The organism is Acinetobacter sp. F16 (assembly GCF_052712855.1).
On record NZ_JBRATK010000007.1, the window covers coordinates 87,777 to 107,741 of the forward strand.

Annotated in this window: 20 protein-coding genes; 5 read left to right on the forward strand and 15 right to left on the reverse strand. The window is 40.7% G+C overall.

Going from position 1 to position 19,965, the window contains the following annotated elements; genetic code table 11:
• Positions 1–36 precede the first annotated feature (36 nt).
• From ACU0NF_RS06120 to ACU0NF_RS06135, 4 genes are all read right to left on the reverse strand, one after another.
• Positions 37–1,380: a sensor histidine kinase gene (locus tag ACU0NF_RS06120; RefSeq protein WP_445660479.1), complete on the reverse strand. Its 1,344-nt coding sequence runs from the start codon at positions 1,378–1,380 to the stop codon at positions 37–39.
• Between the two features lies 1 nt (position 1,381).
• A complete protein-coding gene (locus ACU0NF_RS06125; protein WP_131386346.1) occupies positions 1,382–2,041 on the reverse strand; it encodes a response regulator transcription factor in 660 nt (219 codons plus the stop codon).
• 152 nt (positions 2,042–2,193) lie between these two features.
• Entirely contained in the window at positions 2,194–2,556 is a 363-nt protein-coding gene (locus ACU0NF_RS06130) for a NirD/YgiW/YdeI family stress tolerance protein (protein ID WP_445660480.1), read from the reverse strand.
• Between the two features lie 112 nt (positions 2,557–2,668).
• A complete protein-coding gene (locus tag ACU0NF_RS06135) occupies positions 2,669–4,426 on the reverse strand; it encodes a GspE/PulE family protein (RefSeq protein WP_445660481.1) in 1,758 nt (585 codons plus the stop codon).
• Between the two features lie 257 nt (positions 4,427–4,683).
• On the opposite strand from ACU0NF_RS06135, the gene ACU0NF_RS06140 reads away from it, so the two are divergent.
• On the forward strand, positions 4,684–5,934 hold the full coding sequence (locus ACU0NF_RS06140) for an MgtC/SapB family protein (RefSeq protein ID WP_445660515.1): 1,251 nt from the start codon (positions 4,684–4,686) through the stop codon (positions 5,932–5,934).
• Here the strand turns inward: ACU0NF_RS06140 and tsaA are convergent.
• Entirely contained in the window at positions 5,931–6,653 is a 723-nt protein-coding gene (gene tsaA / locus ACU0NF_RS06145) for a tRNA (N6-threonylcarbamoyladenosine(37)-N6)-methyltransferase TrmO (protein WP_445660482.1), read from the reverse strand. The genes ACU0NF_RS06140 and tsaA overlap by 4 nt on opposite strands.
• A gap of 105 nt (positions 6,654–6,758) precedes the next feature.
• Between tsaA and ACU0NF_RS06150 the strand changes: the two genes are divergently transcribed.
• Positions 6,759–7,538, forward strand: coding sequence for a ferredoxin--NADP reductase (locus ACU0NF_RS06150; protein ID WP_131267450.1), 780 nt, complete (start codon positions 6,759–6,761; stop codon positions 7,536–7,538).
• A 43-nt stretch (positions 7,539–7,581) separates the two neighbouring features.
• Here the strand turns inward: ACU0NF_RS06150 and ACU0NF_RS06155 are convergent, their stop codons facing one another.
• Together ACU0NF_RS06155 and ACU0NF_RS06160 are read right to left on the reverse strand one after the other, a co-directional pair.
• The gene (locus tag ACU0NF_RS06155) at positions 7,582–8,664 is read right to left on the reverse strand and encodes a reverse transcriptase domain-containing protein (RefSeq protein WP_445660483.1); all 1,083 of its coding nucleotides are present in this window, start codon (positions 8,662–8,664) and stop codon (positions 7,582–7,584) included.
• A 355-nt stretch (positions 8,665–9,019) separates the two neighbouring features.
• Positions 9,020–9,652, reverse strand: coding sequence for a cation transporter (locus ACU0NF_RS06160; RefSeq protein WP_445660484.1), 633 nt, complete (start codon positions 9,650–9,652; stop codon positions 9,020–9,022).
• 79 nt (positions 9,653–9,731) lie between these two features.
• Here ACU0NF_RS06160 and ACU0NF_RS06165 point away from each other — a divergent pair, with 79 nt between their 5' ends.
• Entirely contained in the window at positions 9,732–10,145 is a 414-nt protein-coding gene (locus ACU0NF_RS06165) for a MerR family DNA-binding protein (RefSeq protein WP_445660485.1), read from the forward strand.
• Between the two features lies 1 nt (position 10,146).
• On the opposite strand, the gene arsH is transcribed toward ACU0NF_RS06165, so the two are convergent.
• The 4 genes from arsH to ACU0NF_RS06185 form a co-directional block, all read right to left on the reverse strand.
• The gene (gene arsH / locus ACU0NF_RS06170; protein WP_445660486.1) at positions 10,147–10,851 is read right to left on the reverse strand and encodes an arsenical resistance protein ArsH; all 705 of its coding nucleotides are present in this window, start codon (positions 10,849–10,851) and stop codon (positions 10,147–10,149) included.
• A gap of 101 nt (positions 10,852–10,952) precedes the next feature.
• Positions 10,953–12,008: an ACR3 family arsenite efflux transporter gene (arsB, locus tag ACU0NF_RS06175; RefSeq protein WP_445660487.1), complete on the reverse strand. Its 1,056-nt coding sequence runs from the start codon at positions 12,006–12,008 to the stop codon at positions 10,953–10,955.
• 11 nt (positions 12,009–12,019) lie between these two features.
• On the reverse strand, positions 12,020–12,493 hold the full coding sequence (locus tag ACU0NF_RS06180; RefSeq protein WP_445660488.1) for an arsenate reductase ArsC: 474 nt from the start codon (positions 12,491–12,493) through the stop codon (positions 12,020–12,022).
• A gap of 15 nt (positions 12,494–12,508) precedes the next feature.
• The gene (locus ACU0NF_RS06185; protein WP_445660489.1) at positions 12,509–12,832 is read right to left on the reverse strand and encodes a metalloregulator ArsR/SmtB family transcription factor; all 324 of its coding nucleotides are present in this window, start codon (positions 12,830–12,832) and stop codon (positions 12,509–12,511) included.
• A 156-nt stretch (positions 12,833–12,988) separates the two neighbouring features.
• Between ACU0NF_RS06185 and trhP the strand changes: the two genes are divergently transcribed.
• Both trhP and ACU0NF_RS06195 read left to right on the forward strand, forming a co-directional pair.
• Positions 12,989–14,389 (forward strand): prephenate-dependent tRNA uridine(34) hydroxylase TrhP, encoded by a 1,401-nt coding sequence (trhP, locus tag ACU0NF_RS06190; protein WP_445660490.1) that lies wholly within the window; start codon positions 12,989–12,991, stop codon positions 14,387–14,389.
• A 13-nt stretch (positions 14,390–14,402) separates the two neighbouring features.
• Entirely contained in the window at positions 14,403–14,657 is a 255-nt protein-coding gene (locus tag ACU0NF_RS06195) for a YfhL family 4Fe-4S dicluster ferredoxin (protein WP_445660491.1), read from the forward strand.
• A gap of 240 nt (positions 14,658–14,897) precedes the next feature.
• On the opposite strand, the gene ahpF is transcribed toward ACU0NF_RS06195, so the two are convergent.
• From ahpF to ACU0NF_RS06215, 4 genes are all read right to left on the reverse strand, one after another.
• Entirely contained in the window at positions 14,898–16,463 is a 1,566-nt protein-coding gene (gene ahpF / locus ACU0NF_RS06200) for an alkyl hydroperoxide reductase subunit F (protein ID WP_445660492.1), read from the reverse strand.
• A 228-nt stretch (positions 16,464–16,691) separates the two neighbouring features.
• Positions 16,692–17,612 carry a hypothetical protein gene (locus tag ACU0NF_RS06205; RefSeq protein ID WP_445660493.1) on the reverse strand — a complete coding sequence of 307 codons (921 nt, stop codon included), beginning with the start codon at positions 17,610–17,612 and terminating at the stop codon, positions 16,692–16,694.
• A gap of 42 nt (positions 17,613–17,654) precedes the next feature.
• On the reverse strand, positions 17,655–18,788 hold the full coding sequence (locus ACU0NF_RS06210; RefSeq protein ID WP_445660494.1) for a toxic anion resistance protein: 1,134 nt from the start codon (positions 18,786–18,788) through the stop codon (positions 17,655–17,657).
• A 19-nt stretch (positions 18,789–18,807) separates the two neighbouring features.
• Positions 18,808–19,596, reverse strand: coding sequence for a tellurium resistance protein (locus ACU0NF_RS06215; protein ID WP_445660495.1), 789 nt, complete (start codon positions 19,594–19,596; stop codon positions 18,808–18,810).
• Between the last annotated feature and the right edge of the window lie 369 nt (positions 19,597–19,965).

Genomic DNA, 19,965 nt, shown 5'->3' on the forward strand with positions numbered 1-19,965 from the left:
TGGAAACAAGCAGTATGTGCGCAAACATACTGCTTTTTAGCGATGCAAATGAAATGGAAATTGCAGCTTGACTTTTAATCCACCATGATTGGATTGAGAAAAATGAATTTCCCCTGCATGCAATTCAATGATTTTTTGACAGATCGAAAGCCCCAAACCTGAACCCTGAGTTTTGGTTCCCAAAGCGCGGTAAAAGCGCTCACCCAGTCTTTGTAGCACTTCATCTGTAACGCCCTGCCCATCATCTTCAATGCTGATAATGATGTATTGCTGCTTTTGTTGTACATCAATAAATACATGCCCACCCTGCTCTGCATAGCGAATGGAATTGTCCACCAGATTGCGTAGACAACTGAAAATCAGTTTTTCATTAGCCACAATATAAAGATGAGGCGAAAGTTGGGTCTGGATCTGAATATTTTTCTCAAGCGCAAAAGGTTGCAAGGCTTGAATGACATCCATCACTACAAGTTGCACATCTATTTCAGTTTTAGGCAATTGACTGGTATTGGTCGGATCTAAACGTGCAAGTAAAAGCAGGTTTTCTAAAACTTGTGTTCCACGGCTGACATCATTTTGGATGCTGACCAGGTCCTGTGCTAAATCTGGATATTTACGTTTCAGTACCTGTAAGCGCATTTGAATGGCAGATAACGGTGAACGTAACTCATGCGAGGCATCGGCGGTAAAGCGCTGCTCTGCCACTAAGGATTGTTTGAGCCGTTGTAAGAGTTGATTCAATTGCCACACCATCGGCTGTAATTCTTTTAACTCAGGTACTTGCTGCTGAATCGGAGCGAGATCATTGGCATTTTTTCCTGAAATTTCTTTGGACAATTGGTGAATCACTTTGAATTGGCGTTTTACCGCAAAATGTAAAATCAGCCACTGGATGAACCAGAGCAAGACTAAAATCAGGCCATAACCCATGACATTTTGAATCAAATCTTTAAAGCGCTCTCCAACCGGTTGTAACACCAACACTGACATATTCAGTTCGCTATCTTCAGCCGTGTACATGCGCCACAATTGCTGCTCCTGCCAAATAAAATCGTAGCCTTCCGATACATTATTTTTGAGCTTTGAAGATGGATTGTCGATTTGGAAATTCTTTGATTGAGTGAGCACCTGTTGCTGATCTTTGAGTTGGTATTGAATATCAAATTCATCGCTGAGTTCATCCACCTGTTGTCCTGAACTGACGGTGACATCCGAAATCAACAGCATGTCGGCAATTTCATCCATGAGTTGATCTTGCACTTGCATGGTCTGATACAGGGAAATCGCCACAAAAAGTAGCAATGCCACTACCCCAGCTACTATTGAACTCAGTAATGATGTCTTGATCAGTTTGCTTTGTAGCGACACGGCTTGTGACATATTAATCCTGACTCATGCGATAGCCCAAACCACGAATGGTTTTGATATATTGGCTGCCTATTTTTTTACGTAATTGATAGATAAACACTTCTATCGCATTACTTTCTATTTCATCGCCCCAGGCATAGAGAGACTCTTCCAGTTGCTCACGCGTCATGACATGTTCCGGCTTTTGCATCAGTTTATGCAAAATCTGAAATTCCTTGGCCGTTAAATTCACGCTTTGACCCTCTTGAATCAGGGTTTTGGCTTGCGGATCTAAAACCAGATTTGCATAACGTAAATCTTGTCCGGCACTGCTTTGATGCTGTCTTAATTGCGAACGTACACGTGCGGAAAGTTCTTCCAGACTAAAAGGTTTGACCAGATAATCATTAGCGCCTAAATCCAAACCTTCGACACGATCCTGAATACTGTCGCGCGCGGTAATAAAAATCACAGGTGTTTGTTGCTGCTGTGCTCTTAACGTTTTAAGAATCTTGTCTCCAGTGGCTTTGGGTAGCCCGCGATCGAGCAAGACACAATCATACTGATGCTGCTCAATGGCTAAAATGGCATGATCGCCACGCTCGACCCAGTCAATATTATAACCATCCATTTCCAACCATGTTTTGATGCTTTCTGCTTGGGAAGCATCATCTTCTGCCAGTAAGATTCGCATATGTTGTTCTCAAGTATTTGGCATGATTGGCTTTTAACATAGCATGTTTTAAAAAAGAGCTTAAATCAAAAAGACCACATGGAATCATTCATGTGGTCTTGGTAAAAGGCTATTTCAGCCACTGATCGCTTTATTTCAACCGCTCAATTATTTTAAAATTGAACCGCATCCACATCAATTTCAACACGTTTTGCAGGTTTGTAATCAATATCGACTTCACCAATCAGGATAAGTGGAGTTTTGGCATTTATAGGTTTACCCTTCCATAACTCATCATCAATATCGACTGTAATCGTGCCGGTGTTATCACGGAACTGGTATTTTTCATCACCGACCGCTTTCACCACATAACCTTTGAGCTGTACTTTAGTGTCATCTTTTAAGCTTAAAGCCTGTTTAACCGTAGTAGTGGCTGTAGGTGCAATCGCAGTTTGATTCACGGCAGTATTTGCGACGGCAAATGTTGTTGCACCGATCAAACCGGTAATTAAAGCTGCTTTTGAGATCATGTTCATTTTGAAACCCTCATCTTTTTGTTGATCATTTCGATAAAGCTATTAAAACAAATCAAGATGAGGTGAATCTTAAGATTACTTCATTTTCAAAAAATCATTTTCAAAAAATTCCTTAATTCAAGGGAACCACCCTTAAGACTTCTTCCAAAGTGGTCAGTCCGTCCAGAACTTTACGTGCCCCGGCAATACGCAGCGGTTCAACACCCTCTTTTTTGGATTGTTGACGCAATTCATTTAGATTGGCATTAGCACTAATCAGTTGTTTGGTCTCTAAACTTAAAGGCATAAATTCATAAATGCCGACACGTCCTTTATAACCAGTATGCCGACACTCTTCACAGCCCACTGCCTGAAACACAAAGTCTGGCATCGCAATATTAAAGTCGTAGGTCAAATGCTTCCATTCTTGTTCGTTAATAAAAGTCTCTGTTTTACAATGCGGGCAAAGTTTTCGTACCAGACGCTGTGCCAACACCCCTAAAATGGTCGCGGCCGTTAAAAATGGCTGCACGCCCAAATCATGTAAACGGGTCAAACTTGAGGGTGCATCATTGGTATGTAAAGTGGATAACACCAAGTGCCCGGTTAATGCAGCCTGAATCGCCATATTGGCAGTATCATGATCACGAATCTCACCGACCATAATAATGTCTGGATCCTGACGCATTAAAGCACGAACTCCATCGGCAAAACCTAAATCAATCCCTTGATTGACCTGCATCTGGTTAAAACTTGGTTCAAGCATTTCAATAGGATCTTCAATGGTACAGACATTGACTTCTTCTGTGGCCAGCTGTTTCAGTGAAGAATATAGTGTCGTGGTTTTCCCCGAACCGGTCGGGCCAGTCACCAAGATAATCCCGTGACTATGCGCCGTTAAAGCCTGCCAGTCCTTGAGTAAACCACCTTCAAAACCCAGTTGCTGAAAACTGCGTACCAGCACTTCTGGGTCAAAAATACGCATCACCAGTTTTTCGCCAAAAGCCGTCGGCAAAGTCGATAAACGCAGCTCGGTTTCCTGTCCTTTTGGGGTACGGGTTTTTAAACGGCCATCTTGCGGTTTGCGTTTTTCCGCAACATTCATGCGACCTAAAATTTTAATTCGCGAAATCACCGCGGTTAGGGTATTGGCCGGCATTTTATAAATGGTATGCAACACCCCATCAATTCGAAAACGTACCTTACCTGTGTCTTTACGCGGTTCGAGATGAATATCACTGGCCCCTTGCTCAAAAGCGAACTGTAAAACCCAGTCTACAAGTTTTACAATGTGCTGATCATTGGCATCTGGGTTTTGCGTATCGCCCAATTGTAAAAGCGCTTCTACGCCTTTGTTGTCACGATCATAAGCGCTGGATTTTTGTGATGAGTTAACCGCACGACTCACCTGATAATATTCCACCAAATAGCGCTGTAATTGATCTGGGCTTAATAGCACACGCTGGATTTTTTTCGGTGCCAGCGTATGTTCCAGATTTGCAACCCATTCAGTTTTAAAAGGCTGATCCGTTGCAATCAGGACTTTATCTGGCTGAATTTCAACCGCCAAAATTTTATTTCGAAGTGCAAATTCTTGCGACATGATATTGGTTAAAGCACCGACATCAGCCTTCAAGGGATCAATAATATAAAACGGGATCTTGGCTTTTTCTGCAATCCATTGACATAAACGGTTCAAGGTCAATGTAGATTGTGGATGGGATAGATCGACCAGATTAAAATGTGCAATCCACTGCAATGGATGCCATTTCAGCTGTTCGCGTTGGCGGTGTGTGGTTTGTATCATCAGCTTGTTACGCTCGGTAATACGTCCATCTTTTTGTAGTTGTTCCAGACACCAAGCCGTGTCCATTTCAAAATTAAAATTCATTGTTCTAAGCCCCAAAACCTAAGCACACTATAGCAAACTAAATTTCATCTGACTTCAATCAGCTTTAGAAAAAAGCATCAGTGCCAGTTACTAAAATGATCCTTTTCTCATCGGTCTTTCAAATGCAAGCTGTAACTTTTTTGAAAACGATTACGCTTTTACTTTCACTCATTTATAGCAAATAATGCTAAATGTGCTGCTCAAATATGCGGCACTCTTTCCCCTACCCAAGCGATTGGATGAGCCTTGTGAATAATATGCTGAATCTGTCCCTGCAAAAGACATCGTTTCAAGAGTTGCTGATGATGATGGCAGCAGCCTTAGGCTGTGGTTTGCTGATTGGTTTGGAACGTGAACGCAGCAAGCAACGTGAAAATCAGCACAGTTTTGCCGGAGTTCGCTCATTTGTGATCTGTGCATTACTCGGTGCACTCTGCTTTATCTTTGGGCCTATTTTTGGTGTTGTGGGCGCAATCAGTGTCGCTGTGATCAGTATTTTTTCGCTTAAAAACCAGCTCAAAGACCCGGGTGTGACCACTGAACTGGCATTCGTGATGACTTATTTCATTGGAGCATTGTGTATCTGGAATGTGACACTGGCAGCAAGCTTATCCGTCGTCCTGACCGTCATTCTCATGATGAAACATTCGATACATGGTTTTGCCGGAAAATGGATCACCGAAGCTGAATTTAAAGATGGTTTATTTTTACTAGCATTGATTCTAGTCGGTCTACCGCTCACCCCCAATACACCTTTATGGGGCGCAGTGCTCAATCCGCATATTATTTTAAAACTGCTGACTTTAATTCTTGTGGTTCAAGCCTTGGCACATATTGCCAAGCGCTTACTTTCAACAAAAAAAGCCCTGGTTCTTTCTTCAATTGCATCTGGATTTGTTTCCAGTACCGCAATGATTGCACATTTAGGCATGCAAGTCCGTAGTGGAGAAGCTGATGCTCGATCAAATGCCGGTGCAGCACTTATGTCCTGTATTTCAACGTTGGTATTGTTATTCATTGTGATCGGTGGGGTGTCTTTGGTATGGCTAAAACTGCTGATTGTCCCTTCCCTGATTGCCATCGCTATTTTAGCGCTTTGTGCTTATTGGCTTTTAGCCAAGGCACAACCGGTTGAAGAAACACAACCAGAAGATAGCCGTATGTTTAGCCTAAAAGAAGCAGCCATCATTGCCGTTTCCTTAACCCTGATTCAGGCAGGTGTTTATGGACTGGAACGTTTATTAGGTGATGCCGGGTTGATTGCAGGTACCTTTTTAGCGTCACTGTTTGAAATTCATGCCGCTATGGCTACGGTGGTGGTTCAGGGGGACCCCTCAAATACCAGCTTACTGTATGCCCTCATTATAGGCTTGGCTGCACATGCTGTTTCTAAATCCATTAATGCAGCCATCAGCGGTGGATTAAAATTTGCCCTTTATTTTGCACCTGTGCAAATTCTACATATGGCCATTTTAATTGCTGTACTTTGGTGGATGGTGCAGCGCTAAGCTGAAAGTTCAATAATTTCTGTCACAGTAACAAAAGCCAATCCCACCCTAAAGCTGACATCAAAATGGGCGAAATTCATTTTATAAATCCGCTCTGCATCATCCTGATAAGCCGGTCTTGGATCAAGCGCTAGAACCTGTTCCAATTCACTCACAATTCGACTATCCAAGTTTTGATTTTTGATTAAATTTTGCTTTTGCTGTTCTGCCGCTTCTGTCCAAATAACCGCCATTCGTTCAGGTTCATCCTGAGCATAACCACTTTGTGCATCCATCACGGCATCTGAATATTGAATATAAGGCTTAATATCTATAATGGGTGTGCCATTTAGAAGATCACTGCCTGTGACATAAACCCGAACCGACTTACCGACTTTTTTCACTTCTTTCAGCTGAACCACAGATAAACCCAGCGGGCTTGGACGATACATACTGCGTGTCGCAAACACGCCTATTTTCTTATTTCCACCTAAACGCGGTGGACGGACTTGTGGGCGAAATTTTGGGTTATCTTGTTGATTTTTATTGTCATGGAACTGCCAGATCAGCCACAAGTGACTAAATTCCTCAATCCCTTCAAATGCCAATAAATCATTATAAGGCTCCAGCATTTCAATATACGATTCGACCTGAACCAGATTCGGTTGTCGCGGGATGCCAAATTTTTCACGGTAAGGAGAATTCATATACCCGATTATTGGCACTTTAAGCTCAGTCATAATCAATTTTTCTGATAAGTTCAATTAAATATATTCAGTTTATCGAGAATGTTTTTAGATTAGAATAGTAAGCTGTTCTAATTTGATAATTTATTGAGACCTTTAATGGCTGCTTTCAACGTCGAAAAGATTACTCACGTACACCACTGGAATGACACATTATTCAGTTTTAAAACCACTCGCGACACTGCGCTACGTTTTAAAAATGGTCAATTTGTGATGATTGGACTGGAAGTAAACGGTAAGCCTTTAATGCGTGCTTATTCTATTGCTAGCGCTAACTATGAAGAAGAGTTAGAGTTTTTCTCTATTAAAGTGCCAGATGGTCCTTTAACTTCTATTTTGCAAAAAGTAAAAGTTGGCGATGATATTTTGATATCACGTAAACCGACAGGAACTTTGGTCCTTGACGACTTAAACCCAGGTAAAAACTTGTACCTTCTTTCTTCAGGTACGGGTCTTGCTCCTTTCCTTTCTACGATTCGTGATCCTGAAACGTATGAACGTTTTGAAAAAATTATTGTGGTTCACGGTACACGCTTTGTGTCTGAATTGGCATATCAAGATTTGATCTTGAATGAAATTCCAAACCACGAATTCTTCTCAGAATTGGGCGCGAAAGAAAAATTAGTGTACTACCCAACCGTTACGCGTGAAGATTTCCACACTCAAGGTCGTGTAACGACTGCGATTGAAACGGGCGCTCTTTTCGAGAAAATCGGTTTACCACGTTTTAACCCAGAAACAGACCGCGCAATGTTGTGTGGTAGCCCGGCATTCCTAGATGATGTTGTTGCTCTTCTTGATCAGCATGGTCTTAAAGAATCTCCTAAAATGGGTGTTCTTGGCGACTACGTAATTGAACGTGCATTCGTTGAAAAATAAGATTCTTAATTATTAAAAAAACCGAGGCTGAGTCCTCGGTTTTTTATTCATTAAAAAAATACTTTTTCTTTTCAGTTGTTAAACTTGCATAATCCACCCCAATCGGGGCAAGTAGCCTTTTATATACAAAGACCTTTTTATCTTGTATAAAATTTTTAAATTCCACTAAATTTGACGCGTGTTCATAACATGCCAAATAACCATTACAAATTAAATCCAATTTCTGACAAGTTTTATAAAAGTTTAATCCGCCCTTGATATTCTTTCTGTAGCCTTGAAATTGAATAACCTTAGTATTTAAATCTTGAAATGATTTTTTAGGAATAAACAATTTAAACTCTTTAGATACCCTCCTCAATTCAAGACCTAAGAACAATAAAGTTTGATTTTGATTATAAGTTTCTGTTTTACCTATACCAATTTCAGGGATAGTTAATTTCACTTTGGATAATTCATTTTTTATTAAAATAAAAAGATCTTCGATTTCTTTTTCAGTATTACCAAAAACAACCAAATCATCTGCATATCTTATAAATTTAATACTATTATTTTCGAGTACTGTTTCAAAATCCTGAAGATAAAATGAAGCTAACAACGAAGCTATAGGCATTCCTTGACGAATTCCCCTACCTCTCTTTTTTTTAATAATACTCGAAAACTTATTAAACTCTTCGGCAGATGTAGCTTGAAGTAATTTAAAATTAGGATCTGCATTAATGATTTCATTAAAAATTTTATCTAAATCAGGAATATCAATTTTGTCTTTAAATAATTCAACAACTTTTTTTCTATCTAATTCATCAAAAAATGAAGAAATATCTGTTTTTAGAGCAAATTTATATAATTTTCTGAATTTTGATAATTTATCATGTGCAGCTTTTACACCGCCATTACCTTTTAAAGCAAAATCATTAGTTGAAAATTTTTTAAATTTTAAAGGATGTATTTCTTCTAGATATTTGATGAAAAGTAATTGAATAAGTCTATCTTTAACTGATGGCACACAAACCATCCGATAATCGCCAAAGCTATTTTTGGGAATAAATATAGGTGTCAGAGGATCGAATTTAAAATTATTTACTCGGATAGCATTTATAAGAATTAATTTATTTTGATCTTTTTTCATTATAAAAGCTTTCAACTGTTTGATATTCTGAGTGATATTTACAAGAAGCTTTTCTTTTTACTATTTTTGTTTTAAAGCTATCCAAAATATTATCAAATTCTTGTTCACAAAATTGTTCAAATTTCATTCTCGTCTTACTACGCTCTTGCAAGGTCATGGTCACATAGTTTTAGAGTAGCATCAGATCGCTTCCTAGTGGTCTTACTCAACGATGAAACCTTGTCGGTTGCAATTGCCAAGTGCCAAGAACACACTTCTGCGTCCTCGCCCTCTAGGTGCGATTTTATGCTCGAAAGAGCATGAATAGATCTGCTAGCTTATATTGGGATACCTTTTTTAAATTCAAGGATATATTTTAAATATTTTCTCCAATTATTTTAATTTTATTTTGCTTCCGTTCCTGCAAAGCTCTTTGAATCACCCGATAGCCTGCGGTTAAACCGAGTACTGACATAATGAGTGCCACGATAATGTCGGGCAACATGCTGCCCGTACCGAATACACCTACCGCAGCCAAAATCACTGCGACATTACCAATCGCGTCATTACGGCTACACAACCAGACCGACTGCATATTGGAATCGCCATCTCTAAATGCATATAAAAAGGCAGCTGAAACCACATTCGCAATTAAAGCCAACACGCCAATAAGTCCCATGGTAATTGCTTCAGGCGGAATCCCTTGCATATAGGCATAAATCACTTTTCCCATCACCACAAAACCGAACACAGCCATCGTGATGCCTTTTAGCAAAGCGACTGTTGCTCTCCAATATAAACTCATACCCAATACGGCAAGTGAAATAGCATAGTTCACCGCATCGCCAAAGAAATCTAAGGAGTCCGCCCACAGTGCCGATGAATGTGCATAAGCTCCGCCAATCAGTTCAACCAAAAACATCACTGCATTAATAATCAATGCAATCCACAAGGCGGTACGAAATTTACTGTTCATTTTTGGCGGTTCAGGTGTGCAACAGCAAGCCATGTTTTTCTCCGTTACTTTCCACATCAGGTGTATTATTCTTATTCAAAACTATGGACTAACTCCAAGGTCAAGCCATACCATGAAATCAGAGAAAAATTATTTAATTAAAGATTTGGCCAATAAGACACAGCTCAGCACTGACACGATCCGTTTTTATGAAAAAAAGCAGCTGATCCAGCCGAGTTTTCGGGCAGTCAATAATTATCGTTATTATAATGATGAAACGCTGAAACGACTGATTTTTATCAAGCGTTGTCGTGCACTGGATATGTCACTCAAGGAAATTGAGTTATTGATTGAACTTGAACAAAAACCTGAGCAAGACTGTTGTGCAGTGAACAACGTTATTGATGAACATTTAAGCCATATTGAGCGCAAAATTTCCGAATTGCAAAAGTTTCAGCTGCAACTACAACAACTCAAACAATCTTGCGCTACCCAAACCACCATTGATCATTGCGAGATTTTAAAACGGCTGGAATCTGCTGAATGAATCAGATGGACTTCTGATTCACCCGTTTTGAAAGTTCAGCCGCAGATTCTTTACGTTCTGAATAACGATCGGTTAAGTAGCCTGCCTGTCCACGAGTGAGCAAGGTAAATTTATACAGCTCTTCCATCACATCGACAATTCGGTCGTAATATGAAGATGCTTTCATTCGCCCATCTTCCTCAAACTCTAAAAATGCTTTAGGAATGGAGGATTGATTCGGAATGGTGATCATCCGCATCCAGCGTCCTAAAACCCGCATTTGATTTAAAGCATTGAATGATTGCGATCCACCACAGACCTGCATCAGGGCCAAGGTTTTGCCTTGAGTGGCACGAATGGCTCCTGCCGCCAGTGGAATCCAGTCAATTTGTGCCTTAAAGATTGAACTCATCGAACCATGACGCTCTGGAGAACACCAGACCATACCTTCCGCCCACGCCAGCAAGGCATGCAATTCCTGCACTTTAGGATGTGTGCTTTCAGCATCTTCAGGCAAAGGCAAACCTTTAGGATGGAAGATTTTCACCTCGGCTCCAAAATGCTCAAGGATGCGCCCAGCTTCCATTACGGCTAAACGACTATAAGATCGTTCCCGGTTTGAACCATAAAGCAATAAAATTCGTGGTGGATGATCAAGTGCTTTAGCCTGTACCTGCTCTAGAGCCGGAGTTTCAAGCAGGTTTAAATCAATATTGGGTAATGACATTTTAAGCTCACATTTATTCTATGAACATTCTTCTTAATCCCCCGCTGTTGTTAGAAAGGATTAAGAAGATTTAAACAAGAATTTCTTTCATTCATTGCCAATTAATCAGCAATACGGGTCTCATTGCCATAAAACTTTTTACGCAGCCAAAGTGAAACACTGACTAAAGCAATCAGTACAGGTACTTCCACCAATGGACCAATAATGGTGGTAAATGCTACAGGCGAAGCCAATCCGAATGTGGCAATGGCAACGGCTAAAGCCAGTTCAAAGTTATTGCCTGCAGCAGTAAAGGAAATGGCGGTGGTTCTTGCATAGTCATTACCCATCCATTTGCTCATAAAGAAACTGATAAAGAACATCAGCACAAAGTAAATGGTCAATGGAATGGCGATGCGTAAAACATCCAAGGGTAAACTGACCACATCTGCACCTTTCAGGCTAAACATCGCCACAATGGTGAATAGCAAGGCAAGTAGACTTAAGGGACTAATCTTGGGAATAAAATGGCTTTGATACCACAGCAACCCTTTGTATTTAATCAGAAATAATCGAGTTAGGAAGCCCAACAAAAATGGAATGCCCAAATAGATCAGCACCGCCTGGCTAATGGTCCAGAAACTGACATCAATCACTTGCCCTGCCACACCAAAATATGGCGGCAAGTAACTTAAAAACAGCCATGCGTAGGTACTAAAGAACAGAATCTGGAAGATGCTGTTAAATGCCACCAATGCAGCGACATATTGGTTGTCACCACAGGCGAGGTTATTCCAGACCAAAACCATAGCAATACAACGTGCCAAGCCAATCAAAATCAGACCGGTCATGTATTCCGGATAATTTTGCAGAAAGATAATCGCAAGCCCAAACATCAAGCATGGTGCAATCAGCCAGTTTTGTACCAAAGATAAAACCAAAGTGCGTTTATCCTGAAACACTTGTGGCAAAGTGGCATAATCCACCTTGGCCAAAGGTGGATACATCATTAAAATCAGGCCGAATGCGATGGGTAAATTTACCGATCCCACGCTCATTTGATCCAAAGCAGACGATGCTTGCGGCAAATACACGCCAATGGCCACGCCCAAAGCCATGGCAATGAAAATCCACAAGGTTAAATTACGATCAAGAAAAGACAATTTTCTAGCAGTCATGACCTTCTCGATTAGGCAATTTCAGAAATTTTATTGATTTCAGCAATTAATTTTTCAGGGCTTAAATTGGTCAAATCTAAGGCAAAAAAGGCATCAAAACGACGGTTGATATGCTCTACCGTCTGCATGAATGCCTGCATTTTTTCATCTTCAGACACCTCTAAATGAGAAGGATCTTCCAGACCCCAATGCGCTTTAATGGCTTTACCCAGATATAAAGGACAAGGTTCTGCAGCTGCTGAGCCGCACACGGTAATGACCACTTGCGGATTAAACTGTTCACAATCCTGCATGGTTTTACTGGATAAACCTTGTGTCGAAATTCCTAGATTTTGTAAAGTTTTAAGGGTTAAAGGGTGGACCTTTCCAGTCGGTTTACTGCCTGCACTACAGGCACTAAAACCTTGCGGTGCACGGGCGTTAAAAAGTGCTTCCGACAAAATGCTACGGCAGCTATTCCCGGTACATAAAAAAAGAAAATTCATTATTATTCCAATCACTTATTCACAACAATTTAAAGATTCGCAGGCTGATAAATTCACAGCATTAAAACGCTGATCTTGGCTAGCCGCGTTATTCAAAACATCCAGACACCACTGCGGTAAATCCGCTTGCAAGCTGTAATAAATCCACTGCCCTTGGCGGCGATCCTGCAAAACACCGCTAGTGCGTAACAAGGCCAGATGCCTTGAAATTTTCGGCTGGCTTAAATCTAAGCTTGCGGTTAAATCACAGACGCATCGCTCACCCTGTTTCACAATCAGCATGAGGATGTCTAAGCGCGTTTGATCGGCAAGACATTTAAAAAAATTAACCTGATCCATAAGATATATATGTATATACGTATTTACATATATATTAACTTAAGTTTAATGACATTTCGATGACACAGCGGATAATTCCGAGCTTTTTACTGGGTTGAATCTAATTTTCAAATACATACAATAAAGCCATATTTTTTATATGCCTTTAATTTTGTCATGAGCATTACTCACGTAACAGAACTCCTCTCTCCTGCCGGCTCACTCAAAAACATGCGCTATGCATTTGCTTATGGTGCCGATGCCGTTTATGCAGGTCAGCCGCGTTATAGCTTACGTGTACGTAATAATGCCTTTAATCATGACAATCTAAAAACAGGTATTGAGGAAGCTCATGCTTTGGGCAAAAAATTCTATGTGGTGGTGAACATCCAACCGCATAACAGCAAACTCAAGAATTTCATCCGTGACTTGGAACCTGTGGTTGCCATGCAACCTGATGCGCTGATTATGTCCGATCCGGGTTTAATCATGATGGTGCGTGAAAACTTCCCGCATGTGGCAGTACATCTGTCTGTACAAGCCAATGCTGTCAACTGGGCAACCGTAAAATTCTGGAAAAACATGGGACTCACACGTGTCATTCTGTCCCGTGAACTTTCTATCGAAGAAATTGAAGAAATTAAAAATAATGTCCCTAACATGGAAATTGAAGTTTTCGTGCATGGTGCATTATGTATGGCTTATTCTGGTCGTTGCTTACTTTCTGGCTATATGAATAAACGTGATGCCAATCAAGGCGCGTGCACCAATGCCTGTCGTTGGGATTATAAAATTCACGAAGCAGCTGAAGATGAAACTGGAGATGTCATTCCAGTTCAACAAATTGAAGAATCATCATCATGCTGCAAAAATAAAGATGCCGATGAGCAACACGCCCTAGAACAACACCAATTTGGCGAGCCGGTTTTATTACAACGCAATGAAGAAGACATGTTTGCCGCTGAAGAAGACGAACATGGCACTTACTTCATGAACTCTAAAGATTTGCGTGCGGTACAGCATGTTGACCGTTTAACCAAGATGGGCATTCATTCACTGAAGATTGAAGGTCGTACCAAATCCTATTTCTACTGTGCACGTACTGCACAGATTTACCGTAAAGCCATTGATGATGCGCTAGAGGGCAAGCCATTTGATCCAGCATTGATGACTCAACTGGAAGGCCTGGCGAATCGTGGCTATACCGAAGGTTTCCTGCGCCGTCATGTGCATACTGAATATCAAAACTATGAAACCGGTTCATCGCGTTTTGATCATCAACAATTTGTCGGTGAAGTTCTGGAACGCAATGGTGACTATATCAAGATTGAGGTGAAAAACCGTTTTGTGGTGGGTGACTCGCTTGAGCTGATGACCACTTCAGGCAATATCACCTTCACATTGACTGAGATTAAAGACAAAAAAGGTAACTTGATTATTGACGCCAAAGGTTCAGGCCATGTCGTCGATATTCCTGTTCCTGTGGATGTCGATATGAACTATGCCCTGCTGATTCGCAATTTGCCGAATTCAACGGCAGACATTTCGGCTTCATCTTTAGCTTACCAAGCTGTTTGAGTGTCCAGACACCATGGCTTTGCTGATTACTGACAAATGTATCAACTGCGATATGTGTTTGCCTGAATGTCCGAATGAAGCCATTTATGAGGGCGATCAGGTGTATGAAATTGATGTAAAGCGCTGTACAGAATGTGTCGGCTTTTATGAGCACCAAACCTGTGTAGCCGTGTGTCCAATTGAGTGCATTATTCCACATCCTGAACATGTGGAAACGCAAGAACAGTTGATTCAGAAGTTTAAGACCTTGAATTTATTCAAATCTTAGAAATTTACATAAAACTGGAATAAAACTTGCTTAATTAAATGCAATAACCTTGGGGAAAGAACAATAAAAAAGGGCAAAACAAAAAAGTAGAAAATTAAAATAACAAGGGAAATAGTAGCGATAAAAAAAGGAACTCAGCGTTAGCGCCCTGAGCTCCTATAAAAGGGTAAAACAAAAACTTGGGGAACTAAAGCCAAAGTGTCTATGTCTAAGTCTACATAGCCACTTTGGCTTTTTTACTTATTGCCCTGAACGGATGATGTAATCGAATGCAGAAAGCGATGCCTTGGCACCTTCGCCAGTGGCGATGATGATCTGCTTGTACGGAACCGTAGTACAGTCACCGGCAGCAAACACACCCTTGACATTAGTCTCGTTACGCTCGTTAATCACGATCTCTCCGCGGTTGCTGAGTTCCACTTTCGAGGCTTTCAGGAAATCGGTGTTTGGCAACAGACCAATCTGTACAAAGATCCCGGCAAGCTCAACTGTTTTAATTTCATCAGTGGCACGGTCTTTGTATTTCAGCGCCGTCACCTGTGAACCGTCACCAACCACTTCAGTCGACAAGGCATTCATAATCACCGTGGTGTTCGGCAAGCTATTCAACTTGTCCTGCAATACCTGATCGGCACGCAGTTTGGTATCGAACTCTACCAAAGTCACATGCTCGACAATACCCGCAAGGTCAATCGCCGCTTCCACACCCGAGTTTCCGCCGCCAATCACCGCAACACGTTTGCCTTTAAACAATGGACCATCACAGTGCGGGCAATATGCCACACCACGGGTTTTATATTCCTGCTCACCGGGAACATTCATCTCTCTCCAGCGTGCACCGGTCGACAGGATGATGGTTTTTGACTCTAACTTCGCACCGTTTTCCAAAGTGACTTCAACCAGACCGTTGGCGGTTTCATCGGCACCTTTAATGGCAGCCACTTTTTGCAGGTTCATGATGTCGACATCATACGCACGCACATGGGCTTCCATTTCAGCGGCAAATTTTGGACCTTGGGTTTTTTGCACCGAAGTGTAGTTTTCAATGTCCATGGTATCCATGACCTGACCACCAAAGCGTTCCGCTACAATCCCGGTTTGGATGCCTTTACGTGCCGCGTATATTGCAGCTGTGTTGCCTGCAGGGCCACCGCCAATCACCAATACATCGAATGCGCCTTTGGCATTAAGTTTTTCAGCCTCTTTGGCAGATGAACCCGAATCCAGTTTGGCCACGATTTCTTCCAGCGTCATACGGCCCTGACCAATGTGCTCGCCATTCTGGAACAACATTGGCACTGCCATGATTTTGCGTTCTTCCACTTCGTCCTGGAAAAAGGCCCCGTCAATCATGGTCGCGGTTGTACCCGGATTGTTGATTGCAATCAGGTTCAAGGCTTGAACCACGTCCGGACAGTTATGGCAGCTTAAGGATACGAATACGTCGAAATCAACAGTGAGATTTAGACCCTTGATTTGAGCCAGTACTTCATCAGAGACTTTTGGTGCATAGCCGGAAACCTGCAGCAATGCCAGGATCAAAGAGGTGAACTCATGCCCCATCGGCAGACCGGCAAAGTTTACGCGCGGCTGTTCACCGACTTTGGCAATCCCGAAGCTTGGGGTACGTTTATTGGTTCCGTCAAAACGGGCAGTGACCTGATCCGACAGTGCCGCAACTTCAGTCACCAGTTCCTTGATCTTGTCCGATTTGTCAGATGAATCGAGTGACGCCACCAGTTCAATCGGACTTTCCAGACGTTGTAATAAGGTTTTAAGTTGAGCTGAAGTATTTTGGTCTAACATGGCTAACGTCTCCAAGGGAGTAAATGTTTATTTAATAAGGCTATACTAGGGTAAATTAGTAAATAGGTAAAACAGTTTGTTTTTATTATTAAGATCGGATTATCGAATTAAAAATAATTTATCATATCTTCTATAAGCTCTGCCTCATTCCCATACTTAAGCAAAACTGCAATAAAATAATCGTGAAAAACAATAAAAGCCCCCTAAGGAGCTCTTGAATTGCATGATTTAAGGTGCAATGCGCTGTTCAACTCTTAACACGCGCCCTTTTAAATGCTGCGCTAAAAGAAATAAAATTGAGCTCAAAATTGCAGATAAAATAAGCATGGCAATAATAAAGATATTCACCACATCGCTCATTTGTTCCGCTTGATCTACTTGCTTTGAGACACTTGCCGCCATCGGGGTTAAGGTCTTTCCATAAAGTTGATGCTGCATGGTCCACAATTGTTCAGGCTTAAATCCATATTCAATAAATTGAGGATCTGTTTTTTCCGCTTTAACCAAAGCCAGAACCTGGGGAATGGCGGCATCTTTATCGACAGGCTTATGCAACAACGCAGCTTGTGCAAGTAAATAAGCCTTCACTGGCTCATCCAAATTGCTCTTTTGTAAATCCTGAGCCAATTCACTTTGCTGAATATTTTTATCGTATTGAATCGCTTCACTATACGCATTATTTTCATCATCATTTAAGTCATATTGCAAAAAGGTTAAGCCTGACCACAACACAATAAAGGCCACCAGCCAGCCGACAAATTTCAAAATAAAAGACTGAAAACGGGTATAGAAGAAGCGTATTTTCTTTAAAAAATGAATGACAAAAAATGCCCCGATAAAAGAAACAAACAGCTTTAGAACCAACCAGCCAAACCATGACAACAGATTGCTAAAATAATCGGTGTGTTGCCCGAGCTCAGCAAGATTTGCATCCACACTGATCGGCATATGCAGTTGTTTCAATTCGGTGGTAACACCAAAAAAACTATAGACAAAATCATGTTGTAAAAATAATGCCACCACAGAAGCAAGGAAAACGGTACTGCTGGTGATACAAAATAAAGTCAGATTGCGTTGGCGCTTTTTCAGCGCCACAACACCAGATTTAATCTGTTGCGGATTCACAGCATATTCATCTAAGGGAGGCAAACGGTTTCTCCTGAAGTGCAGGCAATGAACTTAAGCGTATTCTTAAGATCTATTCACTCCACTGGTACTCGATTCTATAACCAAATGATTCAAATTTTCTTGCAAGGCACGTAAACGCGTCGTGGCTTCAGCACGTTTTTGCATGCCTTCTTTTTGCACCTGAATCACATCATTCACTGTTTTAATGAGGGTGTTTTGCACATGTTCAAGCGTTTCGATATCAATCACTGAACGTTGATTGGCTTTAGCGGTATCCACCGAGTTCTGATGCAATAAGTCTGCATTACGGCGTAACAGATCATTGGTCGCATCATCAATGCTATTGGCCAGTTGCACACTATTTTTCTGCTCATTTAGGGAAATGGCCAAACTGATCTGGTTTTTCCAGGCCGGTAAAGTGATGTTTTTAATGGCATAAAACTTATCCACCAACATCAAATTATTGGACTGGATAATTCGGATCATGGGTAAGGTTTGCATCGCCGATTGCTGCAAGACCTGCAAATCACTGACCCGTTTTTCCAGATTATTGGCCAGATGATTCAGGTCATAAACCTTTTGCACTGACGTTTGATCTTGCGTTTGGGTACTTAAAGTTGCAATTTCCTGCTGAATTTCATGTTCTTTCAATTTCCCGGCAGCAATATAAATCCCCAGTTGTTTATATTCATCCTGCACCCCATGAAACATTTTATCCAGGGTATCAACGCGAGTTTTGAGTCCCGATTGTGAGGTTTCAATTTCGTTAACCAGAACATCAATTTGTTCTTTGGTGCTATTAAAATTCTGATCGAAACTTTGCTTGGCACCTTTCATTTTACTAATCAAGCTACCAAAAAAACCCGAACTTTTTTTCTTGTTTAAAATACTGCTGGTATTCAACTGCTGCGCAACTTGCACCACCTGATTTAACTTTTGACCTGTGGCGTCCAGGTCTTTATTTTGCACAAGATTCAACAACTCATCGGTATAGGTTGATGTTTTTGTCGCAATATTTTTACCATATTCAGCTACGGCGTTATGGCTCATTGCAGCCAGTTCCTTACGCGCATTCATTACTTCATTAAAGTCTGAATCCTGCAAACCAATTTCTTGCAAGTTCAGTTGCTGAAATTTTTGCTGAACCACATCGGTGCTTATTTCGGCCGGTAAATCTTTATGCTCAAAATCGGTCATATCTCACCTAATATCATTATTAATCTGTTGGTTTCTGTAGTGATTTTCTTAAATTTTTAATCAGATTCTCTCGGCTATTATCCAGCTTTTCCAACTCAATTGTCGAATTGCTTTGATTGCTTTGTTTAACATGATATTGCCATGCCGGAATCAAGACTTGCTGCGCCTCTTTAAAACGATCCAGCAAGCTAAATGAAAGTTGTTGAGATAACTGCATTTGTGTAATTGCAATATCATTACTGGCTTGCAAAGTTTGTAATGTATTAATTTTTTTAGATAATCTTTCTGAAAAATTATCCAGAGGATGCTGATTCTTGACAAATTTTGGATATTCCACCAAGAACTCCTGCGCAGCCCGAATGTATTTTGCCATTTGTTCACGGTGTCCCAGCAACTGTTGAAAACGTGCCTGTGACTTTTGAATCTCGATTTGCAATTTCTGACTTAAATGATTGGCACGATTAAGCAATTGATCCAGATTTTTATAATATTCGACCTGCCCCGACCCATATTCCAAATCAATACCTAGCCACTTTTGCAAGGCATTAAACTTGCGGGCTTTTAAATATTTTTTTGAATCTGCCAAGGATTGAATCAACTGTTCAATCGTCGAACTGAGTTGCTGGGTAAGATGTGGATCTACCCCGTTAAGCAAGACCGACTGAGCTTGAATAATTTGATCTGCATAATGATTCAGACGATATTGATCATTCAGTAAAGGCACTAGATCATTACGCTGAATGGAGAGAAGTTCAGCCCGATTCACCTCAATTTCAGCCAAAGGAACAAGAACATCTATCTGTGACATAATATTAGAAACTCAATAAAATCATTTTTATACTACGGCTTTTATAGAAAATATCATGTAGTGTTTTGCAATTTCCAGCGCATATTTATATTAAATTGGATAAAGATTTAAACAAATTCTTAACCTCATTCAATTTTAGTCACTATCCAATTTATAGAAATGAGTCACCTCTTTTTAATAACTTCATCCATTGTTTTAAGACTTATATTTCAGTAAGTCAGATCAATTTCTTGAATAAAAAATCAATACTGGCTAAATAACAATCCGTCGGAAAAATAATCTGCCCGATTCGGTCAATGCTTTGATTATTAAAATCTTCTTAAAATTATAAATTCATTCATCTCATCATCAGCGCTTTTTTATCGGATT